We start from the raw sequence: 19,516 nt of genomic DNA, 5'->3' as shown, positions 1-19,516 counted from the left end.
ACCCCACCGCAAGCCATTGCCAACACACTCCGCCGCCAGAAATCATGGTGCCCGTGTGAGGCATGCTTTCGCACCGCGGACCTGCCGCCGATGATCCGGGCTGCCCGCATCATCGGCGATTGACTTTATTGCCCGTTTTTAACCCGACTCCAAACACGCGTGCGCAGCCGGTCGGTCTCCAGCGGCATCGCTTCCAGCACAAAGAGTTTCTTCATCACGCTTTCAGGCGGGTACACCATCGGGTCGTTGAGAATGGCCTTGTCGACCATGCCTTCAGCGGCAGCATTGCCGTTGGCATAGTGCACGTGGTTGCTGATGTCAGCCATGACGTTGGGGTCCAGCAGGTAATTCAGAAACGCGTAACCGGCAGCTTCATTCGGAGAATCGGCGGGCATGGCGACCATGTCGAACCACATGGGTGAGCCTTCCTTGGGGATGGCGTAGGCAATCTGCTGGCCGTTCCCGGCCTCATTGGCTCTTGCGACCGCCTGCATCACGTCGCCAGAAAACCCCACGACCAGACACACATCACCCGTTGCAAGATCGCTGGTGTACTTGGAGTTGTGGAAGTAACTCACATAGGGGCGCACTTTGAGTAGCAGGGCCTGGGCCTTCTCGTAGTCAGCCTTGTCCTTGCTGTGATGCCCAAGCCCCAGGTAGTTCAAGGCGATGGGAAGGATCTCGGGACCGTTGTCGAGCATGGCTACGCCGCATCGGGCGAGTTTTTTCATGTTCTCGGGCTTGAACACGATGTCCCATGAGTCTATTGGTATATCGCCCAAGACTGCCTTGACCTTGGCTACGTTGTAGCCAATGCCGGTGCTGCCCCACAGGTAGGGAAAACCGTATCGGTTGCCCGGATCGTTGGCCTCCAGAACTTTCATCAGCGTCGGGTTGAGGTTCTGCCAGTTCGGCAGTTTGCTGCGGTCCAGCGGTTTCAGCGCACCGGCCTTGATCTGCCGGGCCATGAAGTGGTTAGAGGGAAACACCACGTCATACCCGGAACGGCCGGCCATCAGTTTGGCGTCGAGGACCTCGTTGCTGTCGTACACGTCATACTGAGTCGGGTGCCCAGTATGAGTGGTAAAGTTTTGCAGGGTATCGGGGGCGATGTAGCTGCTCCAGTTGTAGATCCTGACGGAGTCTGCCGCCTGAGCGGTAGACGCGATCAACAGTAGCGGAACGATCGATTTCAACATACGAGACCTCAACCTTTGTTCTAAGCGTTATGGATGAAGGCAGTTCAGAAAATCAGCACGTAGCTTTTGCGAACGGTTTCTTGTATGTCCCAGACTCCCGTCGTGTTCGCAGGCAACATCAACGCATCACCGGCCTGGATGTGGAGGGCCTCACCGCCGTCCGGGGTGAAGGTGCAACGCCCCTGAATGAAATGGCAGAACTCCTGTTGCACAATCTGGCGCCGCCAGCGTCCGGGGGTGCATTCCCACACGCCAGCCTCGACGCCGTCATCGCGCTCAACGCTTGTCGTGGCGACCTGTGAAATCGGCTCGCCCAGCGGCATGCCGACAGCGCCCGACTCCCCGAGAGACAAGCATGGGGTGTCGCGAAAATGATCGATCTTCATGCGAACGGCTCCTTGGACTTCATCAGACGTTCCATGCAACCAGCCAGGCCCTCAGCCATCTGGCGGCGCCAGCGCGGCGCATGGAGGTTGGCCAATATCCGATCTTCATGAACAAAGCTCTGGATAATGGCGTTGTAACCCAGCCAGCGCAGGGGCTCTGGCTCCCAGCGTGGCAACGAGGCCAGCGGACGGTCGCCCAACACCCAAGGCTGGCGGGTCAGTTCGTTGTCCTGACCGAGAATCAGCGCCGCCACCGTGCGCCCCCCCAGGTTGCTGGCGCCTACGCCTTCGCCGCCATAGCCACCGACGAGTGCGATTTTCTGCCGGCGGTCGGCCAGCATGTGCGGGTGAAAATGCCGGGCGACACCCAGGTTGCCGCCCCAGGCGTGAGTCAGGCGAACATTGCGCAAAACCGGGAATAGTTCGCTAAACAAGTACTGGCGCAACTCACGTTCGGCCTGACTGAGGTTGAAGTCACTGCGCAGGCGACCTCCAAAACGATAGCCACCGCGGGCACCAAATACCAAGCGGTCATCGCGGCTGCGCTGACCGTAGGTGACTTGTCGACTGTTTTCGCTGAAGGCCTGGCCACGGCTGAGTCCGATTTCGGCCCATACATCGGCCGGGAGCGGCTCAGTTGCAACGATCAGGCTCTGGGCGGCCAGTTGATATTTGTTTAACGGGGGCAAGGCACTGGCATATCCCTCGACGGCCGGGACCACCCACTCGGCGCTCACGCGACCGTGCTCGGTTCGAACTTGGCCTGCCGTCCAGTCGAGCACAGCGCTTTGCTCGAAAATGCGCACACCCATGCGTTCCACGACTTCGGCTAGCCCCCGTACCAACCGGGCAGGTTGAAGGGTCGCGCAGTGAGGTGAATACAAGGCGCCGTATGCCTGGGCCACATTCAATTGTTCGCGCAAGGCCTGAGGGCTCAGCCAGCGATAATCGTCTTCCCCCAGGCCTTGCGCACGGGCGGCAGCGAGTTGTTCGCGCAGGCGCCGTTCTTGCTCGGGATACCGCGCCGCGCAGTACAGCACTCCGCCTTTACGCAGTTCGCAATCGATGCTTTCGACGTGGCACACCCGCGCCACTTCATCGGGAATTCCGTGCAGCAGTTGATATCCAGCATGACGCTGCGCGGCCGGCAAGGGCCCCAGGAGTCGGTCTTCGCCGAGCAGATTACCCATCAACCAGCCGCCATTGCGGCCGGAGGCGCCGAAACCGGCAATCTGTGCTTCAACTATGACGATGTCCAGGTGCGGTGCTTGCTGCTTGAGGTAATAGGCCGTCCAAAGACCGCTGTAGCCGGCACCGATGATCACCACATCGGCTTGCAGATCCTGATGCAACGCCGGACGCGGCGTCAGCGCCTCGTCGACTTGCTCCATCCACAAACTCACACCACCCCAACCAGCCATCACCTGCTCCGTCGTTTGATTGCCGACAGAGCTTAATGCGCAGCGAAGGGGCCTGTGTTATCTGCGGGTACGCGCGCAATTGGCCTTCAACCAGGCTTTAGGTGTGCAGCCGGTATGGCTACGGAAAGCCTTGTAGAACGCCGAGGTGGAATTGAATCCGGCAGCCACTGCGAGGGCATCGATGGGTGCGTTTTCGTCGTAACTGGCGAGGCGTTCAAGGAGGTAGGCCAAGCGAGCCTGAGTCACGTAGCGATAGAAGCTTTGCCCGAGCACTTGATTCAATAAGTAAGACAACTGATTACGGCTGTACCCGGTGGCGCTGGCGATCCGAGCAAGATCCAGGTCAGGGTCCAGGAATGGCTGTTGGCGGGTAAAGTAATCGGCCAAGTCTCGCGCCATGAAACTCAACTGGCGCGCCGAGAGCCCTAGCTTACTGATGGCGGGGGCGCGACGCCCGGCGTGCGGCTCGCCGTCGCGCACGAGTGACGCGTATTCGTTGACACGCAGGATCTGACCCTCACATACGGTGATCGCTTCGCTGGTGCGAAAAACCACCCGCTCGCCACTGCCCTTCAGAGCGGTCTGGTACTGGATGAATGCCGTGCAGCCGTCAGCGCGGATGCGGTCATTGTGCTCAAGATATTCATCGGGATGGCGCGGCAACGTGCCGGTGATGTAGGCGCGCAGCTCGGTCAGGCCCATGCTGCGGTTCTGGAAAAAATCGTTGTACTGCACATGCGGGTGATAGAGCGCGAGTATCGCCTCCAGGTCGCGGTGCTTCCAGGCCATGTGATAGCGCAGCACCACCTCGAGGGTGAGCTTTGTCTGTTCGGCGGTATCTGACGGGACGAGGAGCATGGGTTGACGGGCCTTATGACTGGGCGGCACCAGTCTAGTCCTTGAGTGGTTGAGCGAACAAACTCAGGCACGCCCAGGCGCACATGATTGAGAGAGCGGAGCCTCTAGCTGCCTGTGGCTCTGCCATGCTTGCCACCCAGCACCAACGCAACGCCGCCCAGTACAGCAATGGATGCCAACACCATCCTTACGCTCAGGCTTTCCCCCAGAAAAACGATGCCCGCCAGCGAAGCCAGGATGGGCACGCTTAGCTGCACCGTCGCGGCTTGAAACGCTGCAAGATAACGCACCGCGACGTACCAGACCGCGTAGCCAACGCCCGACGCCAGCGCGCCGGAAAGAACCGCATAAAATATCCCCAGCAGATCCCAACGCAGCTCTGAGAGAAACGGCAAACTTGCAACCAAGACCAGGGGAATCGAGCGCAGAAAATTGCCGGCTGTGGTTGTCAGCGGATCGGCGACAGTTTTGCCAAGCAGTGAATAGATCCCCCATGCCACCCCCGATAACAGCATCGTGAGTGCGCTAACGGGGTCAGGTGCTGCGGCACCTGGAAGCAGCAGACTGACCAAGCCAGCAATCGCCAGCACAAACCCAACGACTGCCAACGTGTGCATCCGCTCGCCTTTGAACATGCCGTACAGAACCATGCTCAGCTGAACCGCGCCAAACAGCAGCAATGCCCCCGTCCCGGTCTCCAAATGACGGTACGCGAAGGAAAAAGCGAAGACGTAAACGAACAAGGCAGCGGCCCCCTGCCAACTGCCTTTGCCTATGGTTGAGGTCCGCCTCAAGGCACACAACAGCCATAACACCAAGGCCCCGCTGGCCAGCCGGACAACGCTGAAACTCGCAGCATCAATGTCGGTGTGCTTAAGCGCCAGGCGGCACAGCAAGGAGTTCGCGGCAAAGGCGAGCATGGCGAAACAGATCATCGCGATCAATCTTGCCGAGGCTGACGAGCTGGACGCCTTCGTTACGGGGTTGCTTATTGTCATGGTCGATCCCAATGCCTAGGCAGGCTCTCAGAACTCTTGACGCCACCGCGCCCTTAAAAACACGTTAAACGCCTCTGTACCGATCGGTCAATACAACTATCTTCCTGCAACCATGGGATGAGCTTCGCCCGTCTGTATCCTTCACCGCGCACGCATGGGTATGATTGGCGCTCAACCGGTTGGAATTGACCCATGGGAAAAAAGAACGCCGTCGTCGCTGCCGAATCTGCTGAAACAAGCACTAAGGAGCGGATACTGAAGATCGCTGCGCAGCTGTTCTCGACGCGCGGGTTTCACGCAACCGGCATGGCTGAGTTGGAAAAAGCCACTGGCCTGGCTCGAGGCGCGCTGTATTACCACATCGGCAGCAAGGAAGAATTGCTGTTCGAAATCACCAGCCGGTATTTGCGAGTGCTCATCGCAGAAGGTACGCCCCTGTACGAGAGCGACCAGCCTGCAGAAGATAAATTTCGCCAATTCTCGGCCATCGTGATGCGCACTATTGTCACCCACCTGGCTGAAATGACGGTGTGTTTTCGAGAAGTGTATTCGGTCATTGGCGAGCGCCAGACTGAATTGCTCGACCTGCACCGGCAGTATGAAAAGCTCTGGTCGAATATCCTCAAGGCTGGCGTGAGCGAGGGGACCTTCCGCACATCGGACTCGTTAGCCGTGAAGGCTATTCTTGGTATCCACCACTACAGCTACTTGTGGATCAAGCCCGGAGGCCCGCGCTCTCCGGAATCCATCGCGACGTTCTTTTGCGACACCCTCCTGCCCGGACTGAAGGTTGAGCCGCGCCCGGCTTGACTGTCATCAGCGGCGCTTCAAGTGCGCCGCTTTCCTCGCTCCCCTCATTCACGTGCCATCACCGATGGTCGTCCTTGCGACTGGACCACGCGCGTTTTTCGTTCTAGGCTTACCTACAGACCGACCGATCGGTCTATAGACTCGCCGTTGGGTCCAGCCCGACAAAGGAATCAGAGGGAACAACAATGACAAAAAAATCCATGGTCCCCGCCAAGCAAGACATGCCTCAAACATCTTTGGCTCGCAGGGATTTCTTGATTCAAAGCGGGGCCGTTATCGGTACTGCTGCCTTTGCTCTGGGCGATAGCGACCTGGTCAACGCAGAGACGACCAACGTCGCCCCTCTTGATCCGAACCTGCCCCTTGAAGTCCCGCAATGGACCAGTAGCCTTGGCACCCCCACGGCAAGCCCTTATGGCAAACCTTCAACGTTCGAAACCAAAGCGGTCAGAAATCTATATCCCGGCCTGAAGGACACGATGTCCGCCTACAGCACCTCGCCACTTCAGGAACTGGACGGCATCATTACCCCGAACGGTCTGTTCTATGAGCGCCATCATGCGGGTGTCCCGCAAATCGATCCGGCGGAACACCGGTTGGTAATTCACGGCCTCACCGAAAACGCCTTGATCTTTACCGTGGACGAGATACGCCAGTTCCCCGCCGTGTCACGAGTGCACTTCATGGAGTGTTCGGGCAATCCATCGTTTCTACCTCCGTGGGGCAAAACCGCCGCCGAGGTCAGTGGCCTGGTGAGTTGCGCTGAATGGACGGGCGTTCCCCTGAAGACCCTGCTGGATGAAGCCGGGCTCAAGCCCCAAGCCAAGTGGATCATTGCCGAAGGGGCGGACGGCGCCGCAATGACGCGCAGCATTCCCATCGAGAAATGCCTGGACGATGTGATGGTGGTCTACAGCCAGAACGGCGAGCGTCTAAGGCCGGAACAGGGCTATCCGCTGCGCCTGTTTGTCCCCGGCTACGAGGGCAATACCCACATCAAATGGCTGCGCCGACTGCATGTCACCGATGCGCCCGCCTACAGCCGGGAAGAAACCGCCAAATACACCGACTTGATGGCCAACGGCAAAGCTCGGAAATTTTCCTTTGTCATGGAATGCAAATCGCTGGTGACCTACCCTTCCGGCACCCAGAAACTGACGCGCAAAGGCCTGCATGAGATGCGTGGCATTGCCTGGAGCGGCCACGGAAAAATCACCCGTGTCGATGTCTCCGTCGACGGCGGCAATACCTGGACGCAAGCCAGGCTACAGGAGCCCATTCTGACCAAGGCGCTGACTGTCTTCAGGGCGCCTTTCGAATGGAACGGCCAGGAATTGATGATCATGAGCCGCGCCATCGACGAGACCGGCTATGTTCAGCCGATGCTAGAACAGTTGATTGATGAACGTGGCAAGGTCTCTTTCTACCACAACAATTCGGTGCAACCGTGGCGTGTTTCCAGCAATGGGGAGGTGACCAATGGACGGGCTTAAAGGTGGATCGTTTCTCATCGGTTTGCTGTGCGCCTGTGCGCTGACCCATGCCTCGGCACAATCCCAGTACGGTTTGGGCACCAAGGCTACCGAAGCGCAGATCGCCAGTTGGAACATCGACGTGGCACCCGACGGCAAGGCGTTGCCTCCAGGGCGCGCAACGGTGGCTGATGGGGAAAAGGTCTACATGAGCAGCTGCGTCAGCTGTCATGGCGTGAAGCTCGAAGGTGGCATCGGCCCCGCGTTGGCGGGGGGCGCAGGAACGCTGACGACTGACAAACCGCTCAAGACAGTCGGCAGCTATTGGCCCTATGCAACGACGCTTTTCGACTACATCCGAAGAGCCATGCCCTTCCAGGCGCCACAGTCATTGTCCAACGAACAAGTCTATGCGGTGACCGGCTACATCCTGCACATGAACAAACTGCTGGACGCCAACGCGACCGTGGATGCATCGACCTTGGCGGATGTAAAGATGCCGAATCGAGACGGTTTTTATACCGACGACAGACCGGACAGCAAGGCGGTTGCCTGTATGTCGAACTGTTTAAAAGCTCACTGACGGATCAAAAAATGTAAAATCCGCTCGCCGATAAACCGTTCCTTCTCAACGAGCTTTGCTGATGAAGCTGGCCAGCCGCGAAAAATCGATGATTGCCTGGGTGCTGTACTTCAGCATCCTGTTCGGTTCGTTGCTGTGTGCGATGGGCCATGGACAAATGGCCGGCTTGCGATTGAGCGGTTTGGACGGCGGACTGTTTTGCTCTACTGACGGCGGGGCAATATTCGAGGGCCTGCAGGATGTGCCCGCCCCTTCGCTGCCCGTCGTCGCTGATTGCGTCATTGCGAGCCTGTTCGGTGCGATCCTGCTGGCGGCGTTTTTCGGGCTGCTCGCCCTGCTTGCCGGCGAGCCAGCCAAGCCCTTGCCCGCACAACCGACCCGTTGCCAACCCAGGCAGCGATGGCCCTTGATCAATCCTCGCGCCTCCCCCGCCCTGCTTCCCGCGCTCTGACATCTTCACCACCCGCCGCTGCATCAAGCGCGGCGGGGTGTGTGCTCATCGAATTAAGCCAGGAAGCTCTTCATGTTTCGCTTGACCACTTTAGCGCTGCTCGCGGGCAGCACCTGCGCGTGGGCGCAAGACACTGCCCTGAACTTACCCACCAGTTACATCAATGCCTCGGCCGACCAGCCGAAACCGGCCACCCGCCTGGACCTGGATACCCCCATCGAAAGCGGCTCGCGCCTGAATCTCAGTGCCCGGGAAAATCCCGCCTCTGTAAGCGTGGCCGATCGCAAGACGATAGAACGTATCGGCGCACGCAACTTTCAAGACGCGGCGAACGCTCTGCCTGGGGTTAACGCTTCTGCGCCACCCGGCTGGGGCGGCTATGTATCGTACCGCGGCTTCAACGGCGCCCAGATCAGCCAGTTGTTCAACGGCATCAATCTGCAATACGGCGGCGCAGCACGTCCGGTCGGCGCCTGGATTTATGACCGGGTGGAATTGCTCGGCGGCCCGTCCTCGTTCCTCAACGGCAGCGGTGCCGTGGGTGGCAGCCTGAACGTGATCACCAAACTTGCCAACCGCGAGGAAGATACCTTCGAAGGCCGGATGAGCTACGGTCGCTACGACACCTGGGAAACCGCGGTCGGCTTCAATAAAGCGCTCAACAGCGGCGATGGCCCGCGCCACTATGCGCGCCTCGACTATAGCCGCACCAGCAGCAACGGCTACATAGATCGCCAGGAGAACGGTGCGGGCAACCTGGCCTTCTCGCTGCTCAGCGACATCAACGACCGACTCTCCCATACGCTGGCGATCGAATACCTGGAAGAGAAGGAAGACAGTCCCTACTGGGGCACGCCGGTACTGCAACCGCTGACCGGCAAGCTGCAGATCGACAAGCACAACCGCTTCAACAACTACAACGTCGAGGACGGTCGCTACGAGCAGCGCACCCGCTGGATACGCTCGATCACGGACTACCAGTTGGACGACAATACCCAGTTGCGCAATACCTTCTACCACTACGATGGCCAGCGCGATTACCGCAACCTTGAGGTCTACCGCTACAACAGCGACAACAGCGCCATCGCCCGCTCCGGCGGTTACCGCCAGCGGCACGACCAGGAGGTCAACGGTGACCGCTTCGAGCTGACTCACCAGGCTCAACTGTTCGGCCTGGCCAGCGATTGGGCGCTGGGCGTGGATTACAACACCAACCAGCAAACCAATTACCCGTTGTCCAAAGGCGCCTTCGACACCATCGATCCAGATGGCTTCGAGCCGGGCCACTTCCTGGACATTCCGGGGATGGATGCACCGCGCACTAAAGGTCGCAGCACGTGGACCGATACCTCGTCGGCGTTCGTCGAGAACCGCACGCGCCTGACCGAGCAACTGGCGCTGATCACTGCGCTGCGCTATGACCATATCGACTTCGAGATCGTCGATCATGCGGCGCAGGCCAGGCTCGACAAGCGTTGGGATGCAATCACGGGACGCCTGGGCCTGGTGTACGACCTAACGTCGAATGTCAGCCTTTATACCCAATACAGTACCTCGGCCGAGCCGCCGGGAGGGACGCTTACCAGCGCCTCCATTGCCCAGGTGAGCAACTTCGACTTGAGCACCGGTCGCCAATTCGAGGTGGGCAGCAAGTTCGATTTTCTTGACGGTCGCGGCTCGGCCACCGCCGCGGCCTACCGCATCGTGCGCAAAAACATCTCCGTCCCCTCCTCGACGGTGCCCAACACCACCGAACAAGCGGGTCAACAAACCTCCACCGGCATAGAGCTGGCCGCTTCATTCAAGATCACGCCCAAGCTATTGGCGGCCGGTAACTTCAGTTGGGTAAGGGCTGAGTACGACGAGTTCAATGAAACCATCGCCGGTGTTGTGTTCTCGCGCAAAGGCAAGAATCCGGTGAACATTCCCGACCGCGTAGCCAATCTCTGGCTGACCTATGACGTGGCTCCTGACTGGCAGCTCGGGGCCGACGTGCGCTATGTGTCGTCGGTCTACGCTAACACCGCCAATACGACCTGGGTGCCCTCGTACACTGTCTATGGTTTGTCCATGACCCACGATCTGGACAAACACGTACAGGTCAGCGCGCGCCTGCGCAACCTGACCGACGAGGTCTATGCCCGTTTCATCCACCAGAGCAACACCCAGTATTACGTGGGCGAGCCGCGCAGTCTGGAAGTCGCTGTGCAGTGGAAGTACTGACGACCCCGAACGGAATGCAGCACACGGTCTGGCGACCTGACAGGTCTAATCATGATTCGGAGCGCAGGCCTTCCCGCGTTGATCAGCCTGTTTGAATGGCCCGCTGGACGGGACCGCCAGGGACGGCGGCTTTCACTGTTTTTTCTCTGGGCTCAACGCTCATGGGGCTTACCCTCTAATCGGCAATTGAGCGTCCATTGTTCGTACGGACTAAAACTTGAAGCGCCCGACCAATCCTTGAAGCTGGCCAGAAATGGCCGTCATTCGCCCCGATCCGGCATGGGCTGAATGCGCGAACTCCTCTACCATCTGCGCATCGGCGTGGATCTGTGCGATGTGCCGATTGATCTCCTCCGCCACTTGATGCTGCTCCTCTGCCGCCGTGGCGATCTGGGTGTTCTGGTCGCGAATCGAGTCCACTGAAGCGCGGATCTTGTCGAAGCTGTCGCGGGCCCGCTGGATCCGCTGCACGCTAGCCTGGGACGCTTGCAGGCTGCCTTGCATCTGCTGGGTGACTTCCTGGGTGCGGCGAGCGAGGTTACCCAGTAGGCTGTCTATTTCGCCGGTAGAGTCGGAGGTGCGACGAGCCAAGGCGCGAACTTCATCCGCGACCACTGCAAAGCCACGCCCTTGATCACCCGCACGGGCGGCTTCGATGGCGGCGTTGAGCGCCAGCAAGTTGGTCTGCTCGGCAATCGAGCGAATGGTGTCGAGAATCGCATTGATGTTATTGCTGTCTTGCTCGAGCAGATGCATGGTCTGGGTCGATACCTGCAGCTCCTCACTGAGCTTGAGCACGCTGCCGGTGGCTTCGCTGATTTGCTTCTGGCCATCGTGCACGTCGCGGTAGCCTTCATCAGCACTCGACGCCGCGGCACTGCAGGAACGTGCGACCTCATTGGCAGTGGCGAGCATTTCATTGAAAGCGGTGCTTACCAATTCCACCGCCTCACGTTGGCGGCCGGCAGCCAGGTTCATGTTATTGGCGACTTCGTTGGTGTCAGCGGCAGCGACTTGCAGATCGGACGACGCATTGCCAATACGCTTCACCAACTGAGCGATCATGCTTAGAAACTGATTGAACCAACCGGCCAGGTTGGCAGTTTCGTCCTTGCCCCGTACTTGGAGTTGACGTGTAAGGTCACCTTCACCTTCGGCAATCTCTTGCAACCCATCAGCCACGCCACGAATCGGGCGCACGATCACGCTGGCAAAACCAGCACCAACGATGGCGAACACCACGGCCAATGCAACAGCGATGGCTGCAATCAACCAGGTCAGGCTCATGGCGTCGGCCATCACTTCATCACGCTTGATCAGGCCAATAAAACGCCAACCCAGGCCATCGGAACTCAGGACGTTGACCATGTATGGCACACCATCGATCTCGACTTGAGTCACCCCATCAGCGCTTTTGGCCAATTCGGCATAGCCGGGTCCTAGCTCACCTAACGGCTTGAAATTGTTTTTGGCATTTGCGGGATCGACCAAGACATTGCCATTGGCCTCGACCAACATCAGGTAACCACTCTTGCCCAACTTGATGGCTTTGACCAATTCAGTCAGTTGCTTGAGCGATACGTCCACGCCAACGACGCCCACCGGGGCACCGCTCGCGTCATTGATCGTGCGGACCGTACTGACCAGCACCATGTCATCGGGTGCCCAGTAATACGCGCCCGTCCTTACGGTTGAGCCTCGTGCGGCTTCCATGGCAGCCTTGTACCAAGGTCGCACCCGTGGGTCGTAGCTGGCCATTGTCTGGTCATCGGGCCAACCTGCAAAACCTCCGTCATTGAGTCCAAGGGAAATGGAAGCCGTGGTTGGGTGGGTTTCTGCGAAACTGTCGAATACCACCTGGATCTGTCGATCGACCTTCGTCAGAGGCGTTTTCGGGGCGTCAGCGGCCGTATAGTTCTTCAATCCCTGAACGTTGGCGATCCGAGGGTCTTTGGCAAGGTATTCGACGTTTTGGCGGATGCTGTCGAAAAACTGCCGCATCCCGCGGTCAATCTGCCTGATTTCGCGGCCACTGCTATCCAGGAAACTGGCTTGCGCTGCGCTACGCAAGTTCAGTACGACAACCATTGCGACCAATATGACTGGCGCGCAGGCGATAGCGGCAAACGCCCACGTGAGTTTCTGTTTGATGTTCATGAGTATTCCTGGGCAGGCAGATGGAACGTGGGCGCCCATGGGTAAAAGCGCCCGCGGCGAGTGCTGTAAACGTTGCTCACACGACGTGGAAACGAGACAATTCGGTCGTCATTTTTCTTTCAGATAATGCCTGCCCTCCTCTCAAGAGGAGGGACGAGAAGGCCGACGCATCGTCAATTCAGAAACGCCCAGGAGCGAAGGGTGCCGGCTCGACCACTGGTGTTTCTCCCATCATTAATTCCGCAAGCAGCCGGCCACTGACCGGACCTAGCGTAAAACCTTGATGAGCATGGCCGAAGTTGAACCAGAGCCCCTTATGCGACGGCGCGGCACCAATGACCGGTTTCATATCAACGGTACAAGGTCGCGCACCGCTCCATGGCGTCCGCTCAACCTGAGATCCCAATGCCAAGAGTTGTCGGGCCGCGCTTTCGGCCTTCCCTAGCTGCACTGGGGTCAGAGGCGCATCGAGACGGGCGAATTCGGCCCCCGTAGATAGACGCACACCACGCTTCATCGGCGCCAACATGTAGCCTTGCTCGGTATCAAGCACCGGGCGACTCAAGTTTGCCCCGTCGGCGAAATGGGCGTGATAACCACGCTTGATAAACAACGGGATGCGGTAACCCATGGGCCTCAGCAACTCTTGGGCCCAAGGACCAAGCGCCACGACGACCTGTGATGCTTCGACCGGCCCGGACTCGGTGGAGACTCGCCAGCCAGCTCCCGCTTGGCGCAATGAACGGGCATCGCCGCGTTCAAACTGTCCGCCCTCACGCAAGAAGAGCTCGGCATAGCGTTGCACCAGCTCTCCCGGATCAACACAGGTCCAAGGTTGAAGCCAGTGAATCCCCCCAACGAGAGCTTCACCCAAAGCGGGTTCTGCGAGCCTGAGCCCGGCGCCGTCCAACGCTTGCGACAATACACCGTGCGCACTCACACGCTGGGCGCTCTCCATCGCCTTTTCATATTTTTCCGGGGTTCGAAAAGCTTGAATCCAACCTTTGTGCACGATCAGGTGTTGGGCCTCGCTTTGCTCGATCAACTCGGAGTGCTCGCTGATTGAATGCTCGACCAAGGTCCGAAAGGCGTCCGCAATAGCTCGGTAATGCCTTGGCGCTGAGTTGGCCCAATACCTGGTCAGCGTAGGCATGTACTCCGGCATCGCACGCAGATGATAGTTGACGCCGATATCGCGCTTGGTCACCACTCTCATCAGGCTCGCCAGGTCCCTTGGGAACCCGTACGGTTCAACGGCCTCGCGCTGGATGATCCCGGCATTACCGTATGACGTCTCGCGCCCGGGCGGCCCCTTGTCTACCAAGGTCACCGCACAGCCCCGGCGTTGCAGATGCAGGGCCGTGCTTATACCGACGATGCCGGCGCCCAGTACTACTACTTGTTTGTCGTTCACGCTGCCTCCAACTCAAGCACGCTGCTGCGCGATGACACTGATTTCAACCAACGCATCCACCACGAGGCCGGCACAGACGGTAGCGCGAACAGGCAAATTGGCCGTGAAAAACGAAGCATAAATCCGGTTGAACTCGGCGAAGTTACTCCGCTCGGTCAAGTACACCGTGACGCTCACCACGTCATCCAACGACAGTGACTCAGCTTCCAGTGTTTGAGCAATGCGCATCAAGGTCAGGCGCGTTTGTGCCTCGATACCCTCCGGGAAGCTGCCATCCTCATTGAACGGCAGTTCACCGGATAAAAACACTAGGCCTTGGCTGTGGCGGACTTTTGAAAAGGGCAAATTGCTAACCGTCATGGGGGACTCTCTCTAAGCGGATTATGAAAGCGCCTATAGCAGACGCCACTTTTAGCCATCGACTCGACCGAGCGTGTCACAGCAGATCGGAAATCGATCTACAAGCCTGATCGACGGCTCTGTATATACAGGATTAAGCACTTACCGTGCCTGTTAGACAAGGATCCGTTCAGACCCCTGATCCGAAGTGGATCGAGCACTGCTTCTGTCCAAAATACTGTCCGCAGAAAGCCTTACCATGCGCTTCCTTTCGACTCATCAATGAGACCCCGGAAACACTCCGATGCAACCTTCAGTTACACCTGAACAAATATTCATGTGAGCACCCCCTGGCCTGGAAGGTGTTTACGAGCAGCGATCAACAGAAAAGATAAGGCTTGGCCTGAACATTGCGTTACCTATATATACAGGATCATACAGCAACACTTCCTTGTGGCCCTGCACCTAAGAGGTAATCAATGAAAAAACTGCACCCGATGACTGCCGCGACTACCGAAGGGATGAGCCCCGCAGGCCGGATCGCCGAATTGGCGACACTCTTCCACTACAGCCTCCCGCACGAAATCCGTCAAAGCGCTGAACAGCCGAGCCCGCAGCGTCCCCTGCGGAACCATCCAGATCGCAATACCTTCCAGCAAAATTCCCGAGAGGTTAGCCTTGTATGAACGCCAACGACCTGACCCTGCTTGCTCGCGCTGAAGTACGCGAATTGGCCAGTTACAACGCCGGCCTCGCCTCTGATGCAGTGCGCAAACGCTTCGGTCTGACACGCGTCGCTAAATTGGGCAGCAATGAAAACCCAATGGGCACCGCCCCCGCTGTCAACGCCGCGACCACCCAAGCCTGTCATGAGATTGCGCTGTACCCCGACTCTGGCTGCCAGGCACTGCGCTCCGCACTCTCGGAAAAACTTGATGTTCCGGAAGATCGCTTCGTGTTCGGCAACGGTTCTGAGGATTTGCTGAGTGTCATCAGTCGAGTGTTTCTGGACCATGATGATGAAGTGGTTACCGTGGTGCCCTCATTCGGTTTGCATTTCATTTTTCCAGTGGCAGCCGGCGCTCGGGTAATCGGTGTTCCCATGACCGACCAAGGCACTTTTGACGTGGCGGCGATGATTTCCGCCCTTACACCGCATACCCATGTGCTGATGTTTTCCTGCCCCTCCAATCCGGTTGGCTGCACCTTGAGCGCAATCGAATTGAAGCAATTGCTCGATGCATTACCTCCCAAATGCTTGCTGGTGTTTGACGAAGCCTATTACGAATACGCTCAATGGGAGCCTGAGTACCCAGACTGCCTCGGCTTGATCCAGGCCAGCGGCAAGCCGTTTATCCTGCTTCGAACCTTCTCCAAGGCCTATTCATTGGCAGGTTTACGCATCGGCTATGGCATCGTCAGCGACCCGCTACTGGCCGATTTGATCAATCGCCTGCGCACCCCCTTCAATGTCAACCGAGTGGCCCAAGCCGCTGCGGTCGCCGCGCTGGCCGATGAAAATCATCTGAATGCCGGCCTCTCCCACGTCGCCAGCGAACGCCGACGACTGGAGATCGCACTGCAAGAGCAAGGCATCACAACTGCCCCCTCCATGGCTAACTTCCTCTTTTTCAGCACCCCTTATCCTGCCGAAGTCATCAACCAGGCATTGCTGCGCGAAGGGGTCATCATCAAGCCTTGGCGCGAAGCGGGATATACTCAGTACTTGCGGGTATCTATAGGAAGCTGTGAGGATAACGATCTTTTCCTCCATTCCTTGGCAAGAGTCCTTGCCGCACAAGAGACACGGACCGACTGATGATCAAAAATGCACCACAAGCGCTCTACCGACGCGCGAAGGATTTTGTGCTGGACCAACTTCGAGCGGGCGTTTGGAAACCTGGCGACCTGATCTATTCAGAGAACCAGTTGGTGCAAGAGCTGGGCATCTCGCGCATGACCGTCAATCGAGCCCTGCGCGAGCTGACCGAAGAAGGTCTATTGGTGCGGATTTCAGGTGTTGGAACATTCGTAGCCGAAAGCAAGCCGCAATCGAACCTGTTGCGCATCACCAACATCGCTGACGAGATTCTCGCTCGGGGTCATAGTTACGGCTGTCGCGTCCTGCACCTGGGACGCGAATCCGCATCGATGTCAGTCGCTTCCGCCCTGGGCCTGCCCACGGGCTCTTCGGTTTTTCATCTGGTTTGTGCGCACAGCGAAGAAGACGTGCCAGTGCAGCTTGAGGATCGTTACGTCAATCCCGAGCTGGTGCCAGAGTTCCTGAAACAAAAATTCGGCGAACACCTGCAACCGGCCAAATACCTTTTGCAAGTCATCAAGCCCGACGAAATGGAACATATCGTAGAGGCCTGCCACCCCAGCGCAGAGGAGAGCAAACATCTGCAAATCGATGCAACCGAACCTTGCCTGGCCCTCATACGCCGGACTTGGAGCCAAAACAAAATTGTCACCTTTGTGCGGCTCGTCCACCCCTCCTCCCGCTATCGACTGGGTAGTCGCTTACCCATGAATGCAGCGCACAGAGACGTCTGACTCTTCGACACATCTGCCGTAAAACTTGACCAGCGCCGCTTCCAAAGGGCGTCGGTCGCTTTCTGATTCATACATCACAATAGACCCAGGCCCTACGCCCGTAGTGACCGGAAAAAACGAAACTGATCACCCCCTCCCCTCAGCGTTTCCAGCCCTTTTTCCACCCATACACATCCGAGCAGATAAATGGCTGCTTGATTGGCTATGCCTGTATGTACAAGTATGTATTTACGCGGTAAAGTCGATCCGTCACCTCGACACGCTTAAACGAAAAAATGGGCTCTGTGTACCACTCCCATAGCGACACACACGAGCTCCGTACCGCATCCGTGCGCTCAAGCGCTCTTTGGTCCTTAGGAATAAAAACAATGAAAAAATCTATTTTGACCCTCTCTGTACTGGCGTTGTGTGTGGCTGGCAGCTTTGCCTCGGCCAAGGAGTACAAGGAGTTGCGGTTCGGCGTTGACCCCTCTTATGCCCCCTTCGAGTCCAAAGCTGCCGACGGTAGCCTGGTGGGCTTCGATATCGACTTAGGCAATGCGATTTGTGCTGAATTGAAAGTGAAGTGCAAATGGGTCGAGAGTGATTTTGACGGCATGATTCCCGGCCTGAAAGCCAACAAATTCGACGGCGTGATCTCCGCCATGACCGTGACATCCTCGCGCGAAAAGGTCATCGATTTCTCCGATGAGCTGTTCTCCGTTCCCACCTCCTTCGTTTTCAAGAAAGGCTCTGGGCTGACCGAAGATATCAAGACGCTCGTCGGCAAGACGGTTGGTTATGAGCAAGGCACCACCGAGGAAGCTTATGCCAAGGCCGTACTGAACAAAGCCGGGGTCAAAACCCAAGCCTATGCCAACCAGGATCAGGTCTATTCGGACTTGGTGACTGGCCGTCTCGATGCCTCGATCCAGAATATGTTGCAAGCCGAAATGGGCTTCTTGAAGTCGCCGCAAGGGGCGAATTTTGAGGTAAGTAAAGCAGTCGAGCATGAACTGTTGCCCGCGAAAACCGCGGTAGGTCTCGCCCAAGGCAACGCCGACCTCAAGGCCCTGCTAAACAAAGGCATCAAGGCACTGCATGAGGATGGCAGCTATGTAGCCATTCAGAAAAAACACTTTGGTGATCAGAATATCTACAGCGGTAAATAACACGCTGCGCCCATTTTCGGATGGGCGTTTTTCTTGATTGACGAAGGGCTGTCCAATGCTAGAAAACCTATTGCAGACTCTAGGCTTCAGCCTAAAGGGTTTCGGCCCGCTGTTGCTGCAAGGCTCCTGGATGACTGTCAAATTGTCCGCACTGTGCTTGTTGCTGAGCGTGGGCCTGGGATTGATCGGTGCCAGCGCGAAACTCTCGAAGTCAGCCTTGCTACGCATCCCTGCGCAAGCCTACACCACGCTTATCCGCGGCGTGCCCGACCTGGTCTTGATGCTGCTGATCTTCTATAGCCTTCAGACGTGGCTGACGAATCTGACCGATGCCTTTGGCTGGGAATATATCGAAATCAATCCGTTCAGCGCAGGGGTCATCACCCTGGGCTTCATCTACGGTGCGTATTTCACCGAAACCTTCCGCGGAGCGATTCTCGCCGTTCCAAAGGGGCAATTAGAAGCAGCCACGGCCTATGGCCTGACCCGCGCCCAACGATTCCGCCTGGTGCTTTTCCCGCAAATGATGCGCTTTGCATTACCGGGCATTGGCAACAACTGGATGGTGATCCTGAAAGCGACCGCACTGGTCTCGATCATTGGTCTGGCTGACTTGGTCAAGGTTGCCCAGGATGCAGGAAAGAGTTCCTATCAACTGTTCTTCTTCTTGGTCCTTGCAGCGTTGATCTATTTGGTTATCACCACCGCATCAAACTATGTCTTGCGCAGGCTGGAAAGTTTTTACGCCGCAGGAACTCGGGAGGCCGTGCGATGATCGAGCTATTGCAAGAATATTGGAAACCCTTCCTGTACCACGATGGTTATCACATCACGGGCTTGGCGATGACACTATGGCTGCTCAGTGCCTCGCTCTTCTTCGGCTTCTTGATGGCGGTCCCGCTGTCGATTGCCAGGGTATCAAGCAACCTTTTCGTGCGCTGGCCCGTGCAGTTCTATACCTATTTGTTCCGTGGCACGCCTCTGTATATACAGCTATTGATCTGCTACACCGGCATCTACAGCCTCGCTGCGGTGCGCTCCCAACCGCTGCTTGATGCATTCTTTCGCGATGCATTGAACTGCACCATCCTGGCCTTTGCCTTGAACACTTGCGCCTACACCACGGAGATCTTCTCCGGGGCGATTCGCAACATGAATCATGGTGAAGTCGAAGCAGCAAAGGCCTTTGGGCTTCGAGGATGGAAGCTTTACACCTACATCATCATGCCGTCTGCATTGCGTCGCTCACTGCCGAACTACAGCAACGAAGTGATACTGATGCTGCATTCCACCACGGTCGCTTTCACCGCCACGGTACCGGACATCCTCAAGGTTGCCAGAGATGCCAATTCAGCAACATTTCTGACCTTCCAATCGTTCGGCATCGCCGCAGCGATTTACCTCACTATCACTTTCTCTCTGGTCGGTCTGTTCCGTCTGGCTGAGCGCCGTTGGCTGTCGTTCCTCGGCCCAGCTCATTAATTCAGGGTGCTTGAAT

The 19,516-nt window shown here is 57.6% G+C and carries 19 protein-coding genes and 1 pseudogene; 11 read left to right on the top strand and 9 right to left on the bottom strand.

The features are described 5' to 3' along the window. Positions 1–125: 125 nt before the first annotated feature. The 5 genes from LOY35_RS12020 to LOY35_RS12000 all read right to left on the bottom strand — a co-directional run bounded on the left by LOY35_RS12020 (position 126) and on the right by LOY35_RS12000 (position 4,862). Positions 126–1,199: a polyamine ABC transporter substrate-binding protein gene (locus tag LOY35_RS12020; protein ID WP_258632728.1), complete on the bottom strand. Its 1,074-nt coding sequence runs from the start codon at positions 1,197–1,199 to the stop codon at positions 126–128. Between the two features lie 44 nt (positions 1,200–1,243). Next, positions 1,244–1,585, bottom strand: a complete 342-nt coding sequence (locus tag LOY35_RS12015) for a cupin domain-containing protein (RefSeq protein ID WP_258632726.1) — start codon at positions 1,583–1,585, stop codon at positions 1,244–1,246. Next, complete coding sequence (locus LOY35_RS12010; protein WP_258632724.1) at positions 1,582–3,006, bottom strand: FAD-binding oxidoreductase; 1,425 nt, start codon at positions 3,004–3,006, stop codon at positions 1,582–1,584. The genes LOY35_RS12015 and LOY35_RS12010 overlap by 4 nt, the downstream gene beginning before the upstream one ends. A 57-nt stretch (positions 3,007–3,063) precedes the next feature. Beyond that, positions 3,064–3,864: an AraC family transcriptional regulator gene (locus tag LOY35_RS12005; protein ID WP_258633575.1), complete on the bottom strand. Its 801-nt coding sequence runs from the start codon at positions 3,862–3,864 to the stop codon at positions 3,064–3,066. Positions 3,865–3,968: 104 nt separating this feature from the next. After that, entirely contained in the window at positions 3,969–4,862 is an 894-nt protein-coding gene (locus tag LOY35_RS12000; RefSeq protein WP_258632722.1) for a DMT family transporter, read from the bottom strand. A gap of 192 nt (positions 4,863–5,054) precedes the next feature. On the opposite strand from LOY35_RS12000, the gene LOY35_RS11995 reads away from it, so the two are divergent. From LOY35_RS11995 to LOY35_RS11975, 5 genes are all read left to right on the top strand, one after another. Next, complete coding sequence (locus LOY35_RS11995; protein ID WP_258632721.1) at positions 5,055–5,672, top strand: TetR/AcrR family transcriptional regulator; 618 nt, start codon at positions 5,055–5,057, stop codon at positions 5,670–5,672. Between the two features lie 185 nt (positions 5,673–5,857). Beyond that, on the top strand, positions 5,858–7,165 hold the full coding sequence (soxC, locus tag LOY35_RS11990; protein ID WP_258632719.1) for a sulfite dehydrogenase: 1,308 nt from the start codon (positions 5,858–5,860) through the stop codon (positions 7,163–7,165). Then, on the top strand, positions 7,152–7,727 hold the full coding sequence (locus LOY35_RS11985; RefSeq protein WP_052239506.1) for a c-type cytochrome: 576 nt from the start codon (positions 7,152–7,154) through the stop codon (positions 7,725–7,727). Before soxC ends, LOY35_RS11985 begins: the two co-directional genes overlap by 14 nt. 61 nt (positions 7,728–7,788) lie before the next feature. Beyond that, positions 7,789–8,178, top strand: a complete 390-nt coding sequence (locus tag LOY35_RS11980; protein ID WP_258632716.1) for a DUF2946 family protein — start codon at positions 7,789–7,791, stop codon at positions 8,176–8,178. A 72-nt stretch (positions 8,179–8,250) separates the two neighbouring features. Next, positions 8,251–10,401, top strand: a complete 2,151-nt coding sequence (locus LOY35_RS11975) for a TonB-dependent siderophore receptor (RefSeq protein ID WP_258632714.1) — start codon at positions 8,251–8,253, stop codon at positions 10,399–10,401. Between the two features lie 210 nt (positions 10,402–10,611). Here the strand turns inward: LOY35_RS11975 and LOY35_RS28550 are convergent, their stop codons facing one another. The 4 genes and pseudogenes from LOY35_RS28550 to LOY35_RS11960 form a co-directional block, all read right to left on the bottom strand. Next, a complete protein-coding gene (locus LOY35_RS28550; RefSeq protein WP_377589069.1) occupies positions 10,612–11,379 on the bottom strand; it encodes a methyl-accepting chemotaxis protein in 768 nt (255 codons plus the stop codon). Between the two features lie 96 nt (positions 11,380–11,475). Then, positions 11,476–12,489: pseudogene (locus LOY35_RS28545) on the bottom strand (cache domain-containing protein); the annotation flags it as partial. A gap of 247 nt (positions 12,490–12,736) precedes the next feature. Next, positions 12,737–13,972 carry an FAD-binding oxidoreductase gene (locus LOY35_RS11965; protein WP_258632710.1) on the bottom strand — a complete coding sequence of 412 codons (1,236 nt, stop codon included), beginning with the start codon at positions 13,970–13,972 and terminating at the stop codon, positions 12,737–12,739. Positions 13,973–13,984: 12 nt separating this feature from the next. Next, positions 13,985–14,332: a RidA family protein gene (locus tag LOY35_RS11960; protein ID WP_025214425.1), complete on the bottom strand. Its 348-nt coding sequence runs from the start codon at positions 14,330–14,332 to the stop codon at positions 13,985–13,987. A gap of 458 nt (positions 14,333–14,790) precedes the next feature. Between LOY35_RS11960 and LOY35_RS11955 the strand changes: the two genes are divergently transcribed. The 6 genes from LOY35_RS11955 (at position 14,791) to LOY35_RS11930 (ending at position 19,500) form a co-directional block, all read left to right on the top strand. Further along, positions 14,791–14,997 (top strand): hypothetical protein, encoded by a 207-nt coding sequence (locus LOY35_RS11955; RefSeq protein WP_095962583.1) that lies wholly within the window; start codon positions 14,791–14,793, stop codon positions 14,995–14,997. Continuing rightward, positions 14,994–16,130, top strand: coding sequence for an aminotransferase class I/II-fold pyridoxal phosphate-dependent enzyme (locus LOY35_RS11950; protein WP_258632707.1), 1,137 nt, complete (start codon positions 14,994–14,996; stop codon positions 16,128–16,130). Before LOY35_RS11955 ends, LOY35_RS11950 begins: the two co-directional genes overlap by 4 nt. Next, complete coding sequence (gene hutC / locus LOY35_RS11945; protein WP_039011359.1) at positions 16,130–16,867, top strand: histidine utilization repressor; 738 nt, start codon at positions 16,130–16,132, stop codon at positions 16,865–16,867. The genes LOY35_RS11950 and hutC overlap by 1 nt, the downstream gene beginning before the upstream one ends. Positions 16,868–17,235: 368 nt before the next feature. After that, a complete protein-coding gene (locus LOY35_RS11940; protein ID WP_043042098.1) occupies positions 17,236–18,018 on the top strand; it encodes a transporter substrate-binding domain-containing protein in 783 nt (260 codons plus the stop codon). A 55-nt stretch (positions 18,019–18,073) separates the two neighbouring features. Continuing rightward, positions 18,074–18,793 carry an ABC transporter permease gene (locus LOY35_RS11935; protein ID WP_025214430.1) on the top strand — a complete coding sequence of 240 codons (720 nt, stop codon included), beginning with the start codon at positions 18,074–18,076 and terminating at the stop codon, positions 18,791–18,793. Then, on the top strand, positions 18,790–19,500 hold the full coding sequence (locus tag LOY35_RS11930) for an ABC transporter permease (RefSeq protein WP_053121601.1): 711 nt from the start codon (positions 18,790–18,792) through the stop codon (positions 19,498–19,500). Before LOY35_RS11935 ends, LOY35_RS11930 begins: the two co-directional genes overlap by 4 nt. Positions 19,501–19,516 lie beyond the last annotated feature (16 nt).

Origin of the sequence: Pseudomonas sp. B21-028 (assembly GCF_024749045.1) — a bacterium.
Lineage (GTDB): Bacteria > Pseudomonadota > Gammaproteobacteria > Pseudomonadales > Pseudomonadaceae > Aquipseudomonas.
The sequence above is the reverse complement of the archived record's forward strand: the minus strand, read 5'-3'. Positions and strand labels throughout refer to the sequence as shown.

What these genes read in the sequence shown, in the direction of transcription:
- LOY35_RS12000 (WP_258632722.1), bottom strand. Translation starts at nt 4,862, where the DNA reads ATGACAATAAGCAACCCCGTAACGAAGGCGTCCAGCTCGTCAGCCTCG.
- LOY35_RS11975 (WP_258632714.1), top strand. Translation starts at nt 8,251, where the DNA reads ATGTTTCGCTTGACCACTTTAGCGCTGCTCGCGGGCAGCACCTGCGCG.
- LOY35_RS12015 (WP_258632726.1), bottom strand. Translation starts at nt 1,585, where the DNA reads ATGAAGATCGATCATTTTCGCGACACCCCATGCTTGTCTCTCGGGGAG.
- LOY35_RS11980 (WP_258632716.1), top strand. Translation starts at nt 7,789, where the DNA reads ATGAAGCTGGCCAGCCGCGAAAAATCGATGATTGCCTGGGTGCTGTAC.
- LOY35_RS11985 (WP_052239506.1), top strand. Translation starts at nt 7,152, where the DNA reads ATGGACGGGCTTAAAGGTGGATCGTTTCTCATCGGTTTGCTGTGCGCC.
- LOY35_RS11935 (WP_025214430.1), top strand. Translation starts at nt 18,074, where the DNA reads ATGCTAGAAAACCTATTGCAGACTCTAGGCTTCAGCCTAAAGGGTTTC.
- LOY35_RS12010 (WP_258632724.1), bottom strand. Translation starts at nt 3,006, where the DNA reads ATGGCTGGTTGGGGTGGTGTGAGTTTGTGGATGGAGCAAGTCGACGAG.
- LOY35_RS11995 (WP_258632721.1), top strand. Translation starts at nt 5,055, where the DNA reads ATGGGAAAAAAGAACGCCGTCGTCGCTGCCGAATCTGCTGAAACAAGC.
- LOY35_RS11950 (WP_258632707.1), top strand. Translation starts at nt 14,994, where the DNA reads ATGAACGCCAACGACCTGACCCTGCTTGCTCGCGCTGAAGTACGCGAA.
- LOY35_RS11960 (WP_025214425.1), bottom strand. Translation starts at nt 14,332, where the DNA reads ATGACGGTTAGCAATTTGCCCTTTTCAAAAGTCCGCCACAGCCAAGGC.
- LOY35_RS12020 (WP_258632728.1), bottom strand. Translation starts at nt 1,199, where the DNA reads ATGTTGAAATCGATCGTTCCGCTACTGTTGATCGCGTCTACCGCTCAG.
- LOY35_RS11940 (WP_043042098.1), top strand. Translation starts at nt 17,236, where the DNA reads ATGAAAAAATCTATTTTGACCCTCTCTGTACTGGCGTTGTGTGTGGCT.
- soxC (WP_258632719.1), top strand. Translation starts at nt 5,858, where the DNA reads ATGACAAAAAAATCCATGGTCCCCGCCAAGCAAGACATGCCTCAAACA.
- LOY35_RS11930 (WP_053121601.1), top strand. Translation starts at nt 18,790, where the DNA reads ATGATCGAGCTATTGCAAGAATATTGGAAACCCTTCCTGTACCACGAT.
- LOY35_RS12005 (WP_258633575.1), bottom strand. Translation starts at nt 3,864, where the DNA reads ATGCTCCTCGTCCCGTCAGATACCGCCGAACAGACAAAGCTCACCCTC.
- LOY35_RS28550 (WP_377589069.1), bottom strand. Translation starts at nt 11,379, where the DNA reads ATGAACCTGGCTGCCGGCCGCCAACGTGAGGCGGTGGAATTGGTAAGC.
- hutC (WP_039011359.1), top strand. Translation starts at nt 16,130, where the DNA reads ATGATCAAAAATGCACCACAAGCGCTCTACCGACGCGCGAAGGATTTT.
- LOY35_RS11955 (WP_095962583.1), top strand. Translation starts at nt 14,791, where the DNA reads ATGAAAAAACTGCACCCGATGACTGCCGCGACTACCGAAGGGATGAGC.